1 pseudogene is annotated in these 248 nt (G+C 72.6%); it reads right to left on the bottom strand.

From position 1 onward, the window contains the following. A pseudogene (locus R0J92_RS25335) lies at positions 1 to 248 on the bottom strand (hypothetical protein); the annotation flags it as partial.

The following is a 248-nucleotide window of genomic DNA, read 5'->3' as shown; positions in this document are numbered from 1 at the left end:
CGTTGGCCGGCAGGATCGGCACGCCGAGATGGTAGGCGGTGAGGCCCGCGGCCAGCGCCAGGCCGGTGCGCCCCGACCTGCCGGCGGCTAGCCCCAGCCGGTCGCTGAGCGCCAGGATGATGGGAATCAGCAGCACCACGCGGCCCATGGTGGACGGCAGCACGAAACCGAGCAGCGCGGTAACCAGGATCACGGCCGCTACGGTGCGCCCATAGGTGCTGGCCAGGCGCGCGACCATCAAGGCCGCC

Origin of the sequence: Tritonibacter sp. SIMBA_163 (assembly GCF_046535935.1) — a bacterium.
Taxonomy (GTDB): Bacteria; Pseudomonadota; Alphaproteobacteria; order Rhodobacterales; family Rhodobacteraceae; genus Epibacterium; species Epibacterium scottomollicae.
The sequence above is the reverse complement of the archived record's forward strand: the minus strand, read 5'-3'. Positions and strand labels throughout refer to the sequence as shown.